Origin of the sequence: Sulfitobacter undariae (assembly GCF_014196805.1) — a bacterium.
Taxonomy (GTDB): domain Bacteria; phylum Pseudomonadota; class Alphaproteobacteria; order Rhodobacterales; family Rhodobacteraceae; genus Sulfitobacter; species Sulfitobacter undariae.
This window is the reverse complement of sequence record NZ_JACIEI010000010.1, coordinates 83,442-96,909: the sequence shown is the minus strand read 5'-3', so window position 1 is coordinate 96,909 and position 13,468 is coordinate 83,442. Positions and strand designations below refer to the sequence as shown.

At 56.1% G+C, this 13,468-nt stretch carries 10 protein-coding genes; 7 read left to right on the top strand and 3 right to left on the bottom strand.

Annotation, left to right across the window (positions count from 1 at the left end):
- Positions 1-46 precede the first annotated feature (46 nt).
- From GGR95_RS13410 to GGR95_RS13400, 3 genes are all read right to left on the bottom strand, one after another.
- The gene (locus GGR95_RS13410) at positions 47-1,054 is read right to left on the bottom strand and encodes a 2-dehydropantoate 2-reductase (RefSeq protein WP_184566677.1); all 1,008 of its coding nucleotides are present in this window, start codon (positions 1,052-1,054) and stop codon (positions 47-49) included.
- Positions 1,044-1,949, bottom strand: a complete 906-nt coding sequence (argF, locus tag GGR95_RS13405; RefSeq protein WP_184566675.1) for an ornithine carbamoyltransferase — start codon at positions 1,947-1,949, stop codon at positions 1,044-1,046. The genes GGR95_RS13410 and argF overlap by 11 nt, the downstream gene beginning before the upstream one ends.
- Positions 1,950-2,021: 72 nt before the next feature.
- Entirely contained in the window at positions 2,022-3,197 is a 1,176-nt protein-coding gene (locus tag GGR95_RS13400) for an aspartate aminotransferase family protein (protein ID WP_184566673.1), read from the bottom strand.
- Between the two features lie 491 nt (positions 3,198-3,688).
- On the opposite strand from GGR95_RS13400, the gene GGR95_RS13395 reads away from it, so the two are divergent.
- The 7 genes from GGR95_RS13395 to mdoH all read left to right on the top strand — a co-directional run bounded on the left by GGR95_RS13395 (position 3,689) and on the right by mdoH (position 13,456).
- Entirely contained in the window at positions 3,689-4,294 is a 606-nt protein-coding gene (locus GGR95_RS13395) for a GcrA family cell cycle regulator (RefSeq protein ID WP_184566671.1), read from the top strand.
- Between the two features lie 99 nt (positions 4,295-4,393).
- Positions 4,394-6,019 carry a thiamine pyrophosphate-binding protein gene (locus GGR95_RS13390; protein ID WP_184566669.1) on the top strand — a complete coding sequence of 542 codons (1,626 nt, stop codon included), beginning with the start codon at positions 4,394-4,396 and terminating at the stop codon, positions 6,017-6,019.
- Positions 6,003-7,220: a CaiB/BaiF CoA transferase family protein gene (locus GGR95_RS13385; protein ID WP_184566666.1), complete on the top strand. Its 1,218-nt coding sequence runs from the start codon at positions 6,003-6,005 to the stop codon at positions 7,218-7,220. The genes GGR95_RS13390 and GGR95_RS13385 overlap by 17 nt, the downstream gene beginning before the upstream one ends.
- Positions 7,221-7,429: 209 nt before the next feature.
- A complete protein-coding gene (locus GGR95_RS13380) occupies positions 7,430-8,782 on the top strand; it encodes a tetratricopeptide repeat protein (protein WP_184566664.1) in 1,353 nt (450 codons plus the stop codon).
- Positions 8,783-8,799: 17 nt separating this feature from the next.
- Positions 8,800-10,056, top strand: a complete 1,257-nt coding sequence (locus tag GGR95_RS13375) for an OpgC family protein (RefSeq protein WP_184566662.1) — start codon at positions 8,800-8,802, stop codon at positions 10,054-10,056.
- The gene (locus GGR95_RS13370; RefSeq protein WP_184566659.1) at positions 10,056-11,582 is read left to right on the top strand and encodes an OpgD/OpgG family glucan biosynthesis protein; all 1,527 of its coding nucleotides are present in this window, start codon (positions 10,056-10,058) and stop codon (positions 11,580-11,582) included. The genes GGR95_RS13375 and GGR95_RS13370 overlap by 1 nt, the downstream gene beginning before the upstream one ends.
- Positions 11,579-13,456 (top strand): glucans biosynthesis glucosyltransferase MdoH, encoded by a 1,878-nt coding sequence (gene mdoH / locus GGR95_RS13365; protein WP_184566721.1) that lies wholly within the window; start codon positions 11,579-11,581, stop codon positions 13,454-13,456. The genes GGR95_RS13370 and mdoH overlap by 4 nt, the downstream gene beginning before the upstream one ends.
- The last annotated feature ends 12 nt before the right edge of the window (positions 13,457-13,468 follow it).

Below are 13,468 nucleotides of genomic sequence, written 5' to 3'. Positions count from 1 at the left end.
GCCGTTTTGGGCACAGGGTGCAAGCCAATGCAGCTTGCGTTCCGACTTAACGGCGCAAAATCTCTGGGCTGTGCACGCTGGCACCGTTCTGCTCGGCGGCTTTCACGGCGCTCATCAAGGCATCTGCCCATGGCGTGGGAATCGATTTCTCACGCCCCATCGCAATGATACGGCCCTGAAACGCATCTATTTCCGTCTTGCGCCCCGCCCATAGATCATGCGCCATCGAAGTTTTCGCCTGCGGATCAATGGTCAACATTTTTGCCGCAACGCGAATGAAAATAGGGGTGGGCAGGCGCAAAATAAAAGGCACCAACCCAACAGGAACGTCAGTGGTGGGTTTGATCTGACACCCATGTGCACGCAACACGCGCAAAGCCTCGGTCATCTGATCTGCCATAACCCGGCGCCAAGCACGGTCTAAAAGCTGCGCATGAAGCGTGAGACCAGACAGTGCATTTGGCGCGTTGTTGAGGTTGAGCAGAAATTTACCCCATTGGATCGCTTCGATCTCATTGCTTTGCGTGACGCGCAGGCCTGCGACGCTCAAAGTTTGGCCCAGTGCGTGAGGCCCCGATCCAATCACGATATCCCCGCTGGTAGAGCGGTGGAATCGCCCGTTCTCCATCGGCACTACGTTAAAGGGAACCATGGCAGGCCGGATGTCATATGTCGGAAGAGACCGCCGCAGCGTATCTGCATGTCCCATCCCGTTTTGCAAACTAACCACAATGGCGTCAGGCCGCGCATGTGCCGCAATCTGCACTGCGATGTCGGCTGTAGCCTTCGATTTCACACAGACAAGAATGACATCGGCATGGGCAAGCACCTCAGGCGTTTCGTGTAGATCAAGAGTATGAGCGGCAAGCGTGACGTCCAGGCCTGCATAATCGCTGATGCGCAGACCCTCACTGCGCAAACGGTCCAGAATACGGGGGCGACCCAAAAAACTGACCGAGTGGCCTGCATGGGCCAATACACCGCCCACAAAACAACCAATCGCGCCTGCCCCCGCAATCACAATGCGAGGGCAAGGCGCTGTATTACTTCTCAAGACACCAGCGCATGATTGCCTTTTGGGCATGCAAGCGGTTCTCGGCTTCGTCAAAGATGACAGAATTGGCGCCGTCCATCACAGCGCTTGTGACTTCGTCATCGCGGTGCGCAGGCAGACAATGCATGAACAACGCATCCGGCTTGGCCTTGGCCATCAAGGCATCATTCACCTGATAGCCGCGCAACTGGTTGTGGCGACGTTCGCGTGCGGACTGCGGATCATGCATAGACACCCAAGTATCCGTGACTACCAGATCAGCGCCTTTAACAGCCTCGCTTGGGTCACGCACGGTTGTATAGAGGCCATTGAGCGCCTGTTCAGGGTCAAGTGTTTCAGGGCCTGTGAACACCAGTTCAAAATCAAATTGCTTGGCCGCATGGGCGAAGCTGGCAAAAACGTTGTTACCGTCACCTGACCAAACCACGCGTTTGCCTTTGATGGGGCCGTTGTGTTCCTCAAACGTCATGATGTCTGCCATAATCTGACACGGGTGCGTGCGGTTTGTCAGCCCGTTGATCACTGGTACAGTGGCATATTCTGCCATCTCATGCAGCGTTTGCTCTTCAAACGTGCGGATCATGATCAGATCAACGTAACGTGACAAAACGCGGGCCGTGTCGGCGATGGTTTCACCATGACCCAGCTGCATATCGGCACCCGACAACACCAAAGTCTGCCCGCCCATCTGGCGCACACCAACATCAAAAGACACACGGGTACGGGTCGAGGGTTTTTCAAAGATCAACGCGACCATCTGGTCTTTGAGCGGCAGATCATCATCAAGCGCCCCGCGAGACCGGCCTTTGCGCGCGTCTTTCATTGCGGTGGCAGAATCGATGATGCCGCGCAAATCGGATTGCGCTGTTTGGTGAATGTCGAGAAAATTTTTCATTGGTAATTCTTTGCTGGATAGGTCGTAGATCGGGGGCAAGCCCCCGATTATGAGTTTATAGCGAAATGAAAATCAGGCGGTGCCCAAAGTGGTGGCGGCACGGTCCATGCGGGTTACGGCCTCGGAGATTTCTTCGTCTGTGATGGTCAGGGGCGGAAGCAAACGCACAACGTTATCCGCAGCAGGAACAGTAACAATTTCTGCTGCGTAGCCTGCGTTGACGAAATCGATTGGCGCAATTTTGCATTTCAGACCCAACATCAACCCTTGGCCGCGCACGGCCTCAAAGACATTAGGGTGCGCCGCGACAAGTCCTTCTAGCTTTTGGCGCAGCAGGCCCGCCTTGCGATTCACATCCGCGAGAAAGTCAGGATCGGTCACAACATCCATCACAGCACAGCCAACAGCACAACCCAACGGGTTACCCCCATAGGTGGAGCCGTGCGTACCTGCTGTCATACCGCTGGCAGCGTTTTCAGTGGCAAGGACCGCACCGAGCGGGAAACCACCACCAATGCCTTTGGCGACCATCATGACATCAGGTGTAACACCCACCCATTCATGCGCAAAAAGTTTACCTGTACGGCCAACACCACATTGCACCTCGTCGAAAATCAGCAAGATACCGTGTTCGTCGCATAGCGCGCGCAGGGCTTTCAAATCCGCGTCTGGCACAGGGCGAATACCACCTTCACCTTGGATCGGCTCAATCATGATAGCGCAGGTTTTATCGGTGATGGCAGCGCTCAGCGCCTCAGAATCTCCAAATTCCACGTGCACAAATCCAGGCAGCAGCGGGCCGAAGCCTTTTGTCATCTTCTCGGTCCCTGCAGCAGCGATACCTGCGGCGGAACGGCCATGAAACGACCCTGAGAAAGTGATGATTTCAACGCGCTCTGGTTGCTCTTTATCGTAGAAATATTTGCGGGCCATTTTCACAGCCAACTCACAGGCCTCTGTGCCAGAGTTGGTGAAAAACACAGTGTCTGCGAAAGTATGCTCAACCAGCTTATCCGCCAGCGCTTGCTGTTGCGGGATGTGATAAAGGTTCGACGTGTGCCACAATGCACCTGCCTGTTCGGTCAGCGCGGCGACCAACGCCGGATTGGCATGGCCCAATGCGTTCACCGCAATGCCTGCGCCAAAATCCAGAAAACGTCGACCATCGGCCTCAATCAGCCATGAGCCTTCGCCTTTTACAAAGGTCATAGGGGCGCGGGAATAGGTCGGCAGGATAGAAGCGATCATCGAAGTCATCCTTTCAGGAGAACTGTTGGTAAATGAAGAAGCCGCGAAAAGCACAAAGAGCCATGCGAAAAGCGGCGGGTCAAGTTAATTTGGGGAAAAGAATACGCGGAATATACTCAGAAACGAACCTGCACAGAATGCAGGCGCAGGCGGCAGTTAGCTGCGGCGTCGTCGTGATTGAGTGGTCTTTTGCGTTTTCATAGGGACATCCATACCCAGATTGAATAACTATGCAACAGTCTTGTTATTGCGATTTGGGCGGCGGGGCGGTTGCGAAAAGCCCGCCACATCACCACGCAACAACGCTATCGTTTGCATCAAGACCGCAAAATAATGGCTGCAAATCGGTGCAAACCTAATGAAAAAGCCGCACCACCACAGACTTAGCACCGTGTGGTCCCTTGCACCTGCCGTCACAACCCTTACTATAGGGGACTGAATTTGACAAAGCGGTCCAGCTTGGGGCCGCTTTTTACACTGGGGAAGCTTCCATGTCCTGGACCGATGACCGCGTTGAAATACTGAAGAAAATGTGGGGCGAAGGCCAGTCCGCAAGTCAGATCGCCAAAGAACTGGGCGGCGTGACCCGCAATGCCGTGATTGGCAAGGTACACCGTTTGGGCCTGTCCAACCGGACCACAGCAGGCGCAGCAGCCAAAACCGATACACCCAAAGCCGAGCCAAAGGCCAAGCCAGTACCCAAAGCGCCGCCCAAGGCGAAGCCTGTCGCGGTTGAGCCCGAGCCTGAGCCCGTCTCCACCAAGCCTGATTTGAAAACAGAGCCTGCGATCGCCCCCAACACACCGCGCCCCCCGCGCAACCAGATCATTCCCGCAGGTCAGCCGCTGCCCCCGCAGCCGTCTGCCAATGAAATCAGCCCCGAAGCTTTGGCCAAGGTCAACGAGATCGAGAAGAAGGCCAAAAAGCTGAGCTTGATGGAATTGACCGAACGCACATGCAAATGGCCCGTGGGTGATCCCGCAACAGAAGATTTCTGGTTCTGCGGCTTGCCTGTCAAACAGGGTAAACCCTATTGCGAGGCGCATGTGGGCGTTGCATTCCAACCGATGAGCGCACGGCGCGACCGCCGCCGCTAAATCGTCAACCCAGACCTGAAACATTTACCACGTAGTCTTGTATTGCGAGGGCAAGGCAGGCGTGGTCTGTGCAACGGGTGATGTTTAAGAAGGTCGCCCATGCCAAACTCCGATACGATCCGTGCAGCAGATGCAATTGCCCGCCGCCTCTATGATGCAGGTTGCCGCCATGCCTTTGGCATGCCCGGCGGCGAGGTCCTGACCCTTGTGGATGCGCTAGAAAAAGCAGGAATCAGGTTTGTTCTGTGCAAACACGAAAATGCCGCTGGCTTTATGGCCGAAGCCGCATGGCAACAAACGGGCGCGCCCGGCATCATGGTTGCCACCATCGGGCCGGGCATTCTGAACGGCGTAAATTCAATCGCCAATGCGTTGCAGGACCGAGTGCCGTTAATTGTGATATCAGGTTGCGTTGATATGGCCGAGGCAGAGACATACACCCATCAGGTTCTTGACCAGCAAGCGGTGTTGCGCCCCATCACCAAAGCCAGCTTCCGCCTGAGCGCGGATGCCGCCCATGTGGTTGCAGATAAAGCCGTTGCCATTGCACTTGAGGGGCAACCGGGCCCTGTGCATATCGACGTTCCGATTTCCATCGCCGATGCCCGTATTTCACCCAAGGCCCCGCCGCGCCGTGCACCCCTTGCGCCAACCATTCCCGCAGGCGACGCAATGAATACTGCGCGCGACTGGCTAGAGGCCGCCCAGCGGCCCGTGATGATTGTCGGCGTGGATGCCATGAACACAAATGCAGGTCCTGCCGTGACCGCCTTTGCAGAGCGCTTTAGCATCCCCGTCATCACCACATACAAAGCCAAGGGGTTGCTAGACGAACGGCATCCACTGGCATTGGGCGCTGCGGGTCTGTCACCTTTGGCAGACAAGAGTCTGCTGCCCTTTATTGACCAATCGGATTTGGTGATCTGTGTGGGCTATGATCCCATTGAAATGCGCACGGGCTGGCGCGACATTTGGGACCCGAGCAGTAAACGTGTTATTGAGATCACCGCCGCGCCAAACCATCATTACATGCACCAAGCCAGCCTGAGCATCATCGCCGACTGCCCCGCAACCCTAACGGCACTTGGTGCCGCAACGGCGCGCGCAACGACATCATGGGCGCAAGGCCAGATTGCAGATGTCAAACAAGCGTTGGCCAATGCGTTCCCGACAGACGAGACATGGGGCCCAGCCGCAATCATAGACACCTGCCGCCAAACCCTACCCGACGACACTATCGCAACGGCAGACAGCGGGGCGCACCGTATTTTGCTGAGCCAAATGTGGACTTGCACACAGCCGCGTGGCTTGCTGCAATCTTCAGCACTATGCACCATGGGCTGCGCCTTGCCACTTGCGATGGGCACAGCACTCTGCGCCCCTGACCGTACTGTGGTTTCTTTCTCCGGTGATGCGGGCTTCCTTATGGTTGCTGGGGAATTGACGACTGCGCAAGAGTTGGGGTTAAAACCCATATTCATCGTATTTGTTGACGCCTCTTTAGCGCTGATCGAACTAAAGCAACGCCAGCGCCAATTGCGCAACGCCGCAGTTGATATCGGTGAACATGATTTCGCAGCCATGGGCCGCGCTTTTGGTGGCGCGGGTCATACTGCCACCACCCGTGCCGAGCTGGCGACCGCGTTGCAAACAGCCCGAAACGCAGACACTTTCACGGTAATCGCCTGCCCTATTCCAAGAGGTTCTTATGACGGACGCATCTAACACCCCCGAAACCGCTGGCGCATTGGACGGTCTGGTTGTGCTGGACCTCACGCGCATTCTGGCTGGCCCCACCGCCACACAAATGCTGGGTGACATGGGCGCAACCGTGATCAAAATCGAAAACCCGAAAACAGGCGGCGATGATACACGCGGTTGGGGCCCACATTACGCCCATAACGAAGACGGCAGTAAATCTGACCTATCGGCCTATTTCATGGCTGCCAACCGCAACAAACAATCCATCGCGGTGGATATTGCCACACCTGAAGGCCAAGATATCATCCGCCGCCTTGCCGCGCGTGCTGATATCGTTGTGGAGAATTTCAAACCTGACGGCTTGGTCAAATACGGGTTGGATCACGCCACACTTTGCGCCGCACACCCCTCATTGGTCTATTGCTCTATCTCGGGATACGGTCAAACGGGGCCGAACCGCGAGAAACCCGGCTATGATCTTATGGCCCAAGGCTTTGGCGGGATCATGTCTATCACAGGTGACCCTGACGGCGTCCCCACCAAAGTGGGCGTGGGCATCGCAGATGTGATGTGCGGCATGTACGCGACCATTGGCATTCTCACCGCCCTGCGCCACCGCGATAAAACGGGCCAAGGCCAGCACGTGGAACTGGCCCTGATCGACGCACAAATGGCGTGGCTGGTGAATGAGGGTCTAAACTATCTCAATTCAGGTGAACTGCCACAAAGACGTGGTAATGCGCATCCCAACATTGTGCCTTACGACGCGTTTGAAGTCTCGGATGGTCATTTTCTGCTGGCTGTCGGCAATGATGCGCAATTTGCGCGGTTCTGTGATGTGCTTGACCTTGCCCATATTGCCGCTGATCCAGACTATGCCACCAATCAGGGGCGTATTGATAACCGCACTGCCCTGATGGGCTTCATTGTACCCGCTTTAAAAAAATGGACCAAAGAAGGGATTTTGCAGGCTTTAAGTGCTGTCAAAGTTCCCGCAGGGCCGATCAACACCATAGATCAGGCGTTGACATCGGATCAGGCCAAAGCCCGAGGCACAGTGCAGCACGTGCCTGCCGCCGGAGTCAAAGGGGGCCACGTGCCGCTTTTGGGAAATCCGCTCAAGTTTTCGTTAACACCTGTGAAATACCGACGCCCACCACCGCGTTTCGGGCAGGACACAGCGGAAGTTCTTGAAACATTGCTGGGCGACGAACCCAAGCAATAACACGCCTATTCCGCAACTTAGCGGCAAGAACGCGCTCAAAAACAATACTGAAAAAGGCAAGGGTTACACCTGCTTCACAAAATATCTGGACAGGGTCACGTTAGCGTGTGACATCACCTCCGACCCTGCCTTGGACCACTGTCCACCGCTACACTCACAGGGAGCGCGCACATCAACTGCGTGCGACATAAACCCGAAGGTGTTGTTCCATGACTCTGACAGATATCTGCTTTTGCCCCGTTACCCTATCCACACCCGCCGCGCTGGAGGACTGGAACGGCGTTATTCTAGGTTTGTTATCGCATGGCCGTCAAACCCCTGTGCACTTGGGCCGCGTCCTTGATGCCGCGCCAGATTTTGCGATGGGTCATGCCGCCCGTGGCATGTTCTGCATGATGACAGGCCGCGCGGAAATGATACCAGTGGCCCGCGATGCCTATGGCACCGCACGTGCCATGGCAGAGCAAACCCCGATCACCCCACGCGAAACCGGATGGATTACCGCATTGGGTCTGTGGTTGGAGGGCAAGCCAACCCAAGCTATCGCCACAATCGAACAGGTTCTTACCGCCCTCCCCCAAGACACTCTTTCCGCAAAGCTAAGCCATGGCATCCGGTTCTTGCTGGGTGACGGCGCTGGCATGCTTGCTTCGGTGGAGCGTTTGTTGCCCGCCCATACGGAAAACCATTCATGCCGTGGCTACCTTCTGGGCTGTCATGCCTTTGCGCTAGAAGAAAACGGTCATTACGCTGCCGCTGAAAAGGCTGGCCGTGCGGGGTTGGAACTGACGGCAGATGATGCGTGGGGGCTGCATGCCGTGGCACATGTTTATGACATGACAGCGCAACCTGATGCAGGCCTGACATTGATTGAGCAAAATACAGCCGCTTGGGAAGGGTCCAACAACTTTCGCTATCACGTCTGGTGGCACAAAGCCCTGCTGCATATGGAACGCGGCGAAATAGATTATGCGCTTGGCCTTTATGACGCACAAATTCGCGCTGAAAAAACAGATGATTACCGCGACATCGCAAATGCAACATCCTTGCTGATGCGGCTAGAGCTGGAAGGCATGGATGTAGGCAATCGCTGGCAAGAACTGGCCGACTTTTCTGAAAACCGTGTTGAAGATGGCTGTCTGGTCTTTGCGGATCTGCACTACATGCTGGCCTTGTCAGGGGCGGACCGTGGCGGCGCGCGTGCACAGATGACCGCACGCTTCGCCCGTGATGCTAGCAAATCTGGCGAAATGCCCGCCCGCGTCGCAACACCGGGGACAGAAGCACTGGCCGGATTGAACGCATTTTCCGAAGGGCGGTATGATACAGCCTTCTCAAATCTTGCCGCCGCACGCGCTGTGCTAACGACAATTGGCGGTAGCCATGCCCAACGGGATGTTTTTGACCGGATGACAATCGATGCTGGTCTGCGGGCCGGCCGTTACGATGCCACTTCCGCAATTCTAAAAGACAGATTAAAGCAACGCGACGGTCACATGGATCGCTTCGCTGCTTCCCGATTCGAAAAGCTTAACACTGCACGCGGTATCGCCGCGCAATAACCGGATTCCCTACACTTATGACTAACACGACCTCCGATGCCTCCTCCCTGTCTCCCCCTGCGCAATTGACGGATGCCGCAGCCGCTGTTGCCGCACCCCGTGTGCGCGACCTGCGGCTGGATTTCTTTCGCGGCATTGCGATGTTCATCATCCTAATCGCACACACACCGGGAAATTTTCTATCCTCGTGGATACCTGCGCGTTGGGGATTTTCGGATGCCACCGAGATGTTTGTGTTTTGCTCGGGCATGGCCTCGGCCATCGCTTTTGGGTCAACCTTTATACGCGCAGGCTGGCTGCTCGGAACTGCCCGTGTCGCGTTTCGTGTATGGCAGGTCTATTGGGCCCATATTGGCCTGTTCATCGCCCTTGCAGCGTTTCTGGCGGGTGTTGATTTCTATGGCGGTTATGACAAACATTATATCGGCTCATTGAACCTGTGGAAGTTCTTTGACGACCCAGCTGTGCCTCTTATCGGCCTCGTAACGCTGACCTACGTGCCCAATTATTTCGACATTCTGCCCATGTACATCGTGGTACTGGCGATGATGCCGATCGTGATTGCCCTGCAACGTATTCACACAGGGCTGGTCTTTGTCTTTATGATCGTGGTCTGGCTCAGCGCCCAAAAGTGGCTCTGGGGTTCATCCCAACTGGCTTTTCCGGCCGAGCCTTGGTCAGAGCGCAGGTGGTTTTTTAACCCGTTTGCTTGGCAGCTTATCTTCTTCACGGGCTTCGCGTTTATGCGAGGATGGATTCCAAAGCCCCCTGTGCATATCGGATTGATCGTGCTGGCCGCAGCTATTGTTCTGGTCAACATCGCCTTCAGCGACGTTGCCGTACGCGCGATCCGCCTGAACTGGTTCTTTGTGACCGAAGCAGGCAACCCAGTTTCGGATGCACGTAAATTCATTGCCCCCCTGATCAACAAAACCGACTTTGGCCTATTCCGTTTTGCGCAGTTTCTCGCGCTTGCCTATCTGGCATGGGTGATTGCAGGCGACAAAGGTGACAACCTTCTGGCCCGTGGCACAGGCATCATTGCACGTGTCTGGGGTAAGGTTTTGGCAATCATTTTGAAAGTCGGTCAGCAATCACTGGCCGTTTTCATCATGTCTATGTTTTTGGCACAGGTCATGGGGCTTGCCATGGATTTGACCAGCCGCAGCACCGCCAACACGCTGCTGGTCAATTTGATTGGCGCCATTGTTCTTGTCGGCACAGCCTACGGTGCTGGCTGGTTTAAAACGCAACCATGGAAGAGGGTAAACTGATGCTTCGCCGTGATGTCCTAAAAGCAATTGCCGCACTGGCTGCGGTCCCCGCCGCCGCATGGGCCGAAGATGCGCCACTGCGCACGGGGGCCGCTAGCCCATTTGATGCACAAACAGTAATCAACCGCGCAGGTGCGCTGGCCGCCCAAGACTATGCCCCGCGCCCCAAAATCCCCGAAGAATGGCAAAAGCTCAGCTATGATCAGTATCGCAAGATCTGGTTTGATCCGCGCAACGGGCTGTGGGAAAAAACCAACCGCCCGCAACGGTTGGACGTCTTTCCCCCTGGCCTTTATTTTCCGCAAGCAGTGGAAGTAAACGTTGTTGAAAACGGCACGGCCAGCCCGTTGATTTTTGACATGAATGTGTTTGAAACCACCGATCAATTCCCTGATCTGCCGTTGAACGAATACATGGGCTATGCGGGTGTGCGCCTGCGTGCTGATTTGTTGAATTCGGGCCTCTATACCGAATACGCCGTCTTCCAAGGTGCCAGCTATTTCCGTGGCATCGGCACAGGCGAAAACTATGGCCTGTCGGCGCGCGGTCTTGCGCTTAATACAGGTGATCCGGCTGGTGAAGAGTTCCCCGATTTTATTGCCTTCTGGATCGAGACACCTGAACCCTCAAATAAATCCGTGACGCTGCACGCATTGATGGACAGCCCCAGCTGTACAGGCGCGTTCAAGTTTGTGATCACCCACGGCGCGATACTGGATATGGAGGTGGAGGCAATCCTTTTTGCACGCACAGAGATGTCACATGTCGGGATCGCACCGCTGACGTCGATGTTTTTGTTTGACGCCACGGACCGCACGCGGTTTTCAGATTTCCGCCCCAACGTCCATGACAGTGATGGGTTGCTGCTCCACAATGGTGCGGGCGAAGTCATTTGGCGCGCATTGGCAAACCCCAGCGAATTGCAAATCAGCTCATTCCGCGATGAAAACCCCAAAGGGTTTGGCCTGATGCAGCGCAAACGTGAATTTGGCGATTTCAACGATCTGGAAGCCCATTACCACAAACGCCCCTCTGTCTGGGTGACTCCTCGTGGCGATTGGGGAGCTGGCGCAGTGACGCTGGTAGAAATCCCTGCTGATCTAGAGATTTACGATAATATTGTCTCCTACTGGCGTCCTGCCGCGCCGATCCCTGCGGGCGCGGAACACAAGATGGCTTACCGCCTGCAATGGGGCGCCGATCCTGCACCGCAAACCCCCGATCTATTACGTGTCATTGGCACCGCCATGGGCGGGCGGCCCGAAGGCGGGCTGGTAATGGTGATCGATTTTGAAAACGGGCATCTGGTGCCTGATGATCTGGAAACAGTCGAAGTGGTTGTGCGAACAAGCGCCGGAACCACCACGCCGGGAATTTTGCAAAGAAATCCTGAAACCAATGGCCCCCGTCTGGCGTTCACCTATGACCCCCAAGACGCGAAGGTGTCGGAATTCCGTGTGCAATTGCGCACCAACGACACCGCACTGAGTGAAATATGGCTGTATCGTTGGACCCTGACCAAATGAATGAACCCACTTTCCCCTCTCACATGCCCCCAATGGCCCCATTGGCAGCACAAGAGCAGACGCTAGGCAAACAGCCGCAGCATGTAGCCCACGTGCAAACCCCACGCCACAACGGCTGGCGGATAGCAACGTTTGTGCCCGCGTTTATTGGCACAGCGCTGCTGACTTACGGGCTTTATCGCTGGATGGCGGTCAACGGGATGAGCGGAATGGAGTGGGCGCTGCTGTCCATGATCGGCGCGACCTTCGTCTGGGTCGCGCTTTCGGTCAGTACGGTGGGCGTGGCGATTGCAGGCATTCTGGCGCGCGACCGTGCCGATGCGCGCTCATGGCGGGATGTGCCCTGCATCGACGTCGCGCTTTTGGTACCCATCTATAACGAAGAACCCGTGAACGTATTTGGCAATGCAGCCGCAATGCTGCGTGATCTGGCCAACCGTGCAGGGCCACATACCTATACATTGTTTGTTCTGTCTGACACCCGCGATGACGCCATCGCAGCCCAAGAGTGGCAGGCATTTGAAGACCTTGCCAAACGTGCACCCGCAGGATTTGCCGTGCATTACCGCCGCCGCGACACCAATACTGATAAAAAGGTCGGGAACATCGCAGAGTGGACTCGCGGTTGGGGTGCCGCCTTTGAAGGTATGGTTGTGCTGGACGCCGATAGCCTGATGACAGGCCGCGCAATCGAACGGCTGGCCTCAGAACTCTCCACCGATCCGCAAGCCGGTTTGATCCAGAGTTTTCCCATGCTGATCGGCGCGCAAACCGTGTTCGCACGGCTCCAGCAATTCTCTAACGTCGCTTACGGTTGGCTGTTGGCAGAGGGACTCGCCACTTGGGCCCGCTCCGAAGGCAACTATTGGGGGCATAACGCCATCATCCGCACCCGTGCTTTTGCGACCAGCGCAATGTTGCCGCACATCAAAGGCCGTGGCGGGCGCTCCGAACTAATCCTGAGCCACGACTTTGTCGAGGCGGGCCTTTTGCGGCGCGCTGGTTGGGGCGTGCGGTTTTTACCACGTGTCACGGGCAGCTTTGAAGAAACACCCGCGACACTGATTGATTACGTGATCCGTGACCGTCGCTGGTGCCGTGGCAACCTTCAACACTTGCGCTTGCTGCGGACCAAAGGCTTGCACCCTGTTTCACGGTTTCACCTGTTCCACGGCGCAGTTGCCTATCTGATGAGCCCTGCTTGGTTCTTTCTGCTGGTGATCTGGGCCCTACTGGGCAAAGACGCCGAGACAAACGTGATCCGCTACTTCAACGAAGCAAACCCGTTGTTCCCCGACTGGCCCCCCGCCATGAGCCACATCGACAGCGCTGTGTTTCTGGTGATCATGTACGCCATGCTGCTGACACCCAAAATCGCAGGGGCAGGCATCATCGCGGCCACCCCGCGTGCCGCACGCGTGTTCGGTGGCGTTGGTCCCTTTTTGGGCAGCTTCGCAATAGAGGTCGCACTTTCGATCGCCTATGCACCGATCATGATGATCCAACAGTGCAAAGCGGTACTGCGCGCCCTGACCACCGATTCAGAAGCATGGGCACCACAATCACGCGAAGCCCGCCGCCACAGCTGGGGTACGCTGATCAAGTTTCATTGGGTTGAAGTCGCCTTGGGGCTGCTGCTGCTCAGCGGGTTCCTTGCCGGATTGATCTCGGTCTGGCTGTTGCCGATTGTCGTGAGTTTGGTGCTAGCCGTGCCACTTTCCGCCCTGTCCGGTGTTCGGATATCGTCCCGTGTACCCGCGTCCTTTCGTTTGGATAGCCCCTACACCCTACGCGAACCCGCAATCATGCAAAGTGCCCAACAAGAACGTGCAAGACTGTCGCTTGCACTGACGCCGTCAAAGCTAAAATTGTAATCGGCATTGTCT

What these genes read in the sequence shown, in the direction of transcription:
- argF (WP_184566675.1), bottom strand. Translation starts at nt 1,949, where the DNA reads ATGAAAAATTTTCTCGACATTCACCAAACAGCGCAATCCGATTTGCGC.
- GGR95_RS13400 (WP_184566673.1), bottom strand. Translation starts at nt 3,197, where the DNA reads ATGATCGCTTCTATCCTGCCGACCTATTCCCGCGCCCCTATGACCTTT.
- GGR95_RS13395 (WP_184566671.1), top strand. Translation starts at nt 3,689, where the DNA reads ATGTCCTGGACCGATGACCGCGTTGAAATACTGAAGAAAATGTGGGGC.
- GGR95_RS13390 (WP_184566669.1), top strand. Translation starts at nt 4,394, where the DNA reads ATGCCAAACTCCGATACGATCCGTGCAGCAGATGCAATTGCCCGCCGC.
- GGR95_RS13385 (WP_184566666.1), top strand. Translation starts at nt 6,003, where the DNA reads ATGACGGACGCATCTAACACCCCCGAAACCGCTGGCGCATTGGACGGT.
- GGR95_RS13380 (WP_184566664.1), top strand. Translation starts at nt 7,430, where the DNA reads ATGACTCTGACAGATATCTGCTTTTGCCCCGTTACCCTATCCACACCC.
- GGR95_RS13375 (WP_184566662.1), top strand. Translation starts at nt 8,800, where the DNA reads ATGACTAACACGACCTCCGATGCCTCCTCCCTGTCTCCCCCTGCGCAA.
- GGR95_RS13370 (WP_184566659.1), top strand. Translation starts at nt 10,056, where the DNA reads ATGCTTCGCCGTGATGTCCTAAAAGCAATTGCCGCACTGGCTGCGGTC.
- mdoH (WP_184566721.1), top strand. Translation starts at nt 11,579, where the DNA reads ATGAATGAACCCACTTTCCCCTCTCACATGCCCCCAATGGCCCCATTG.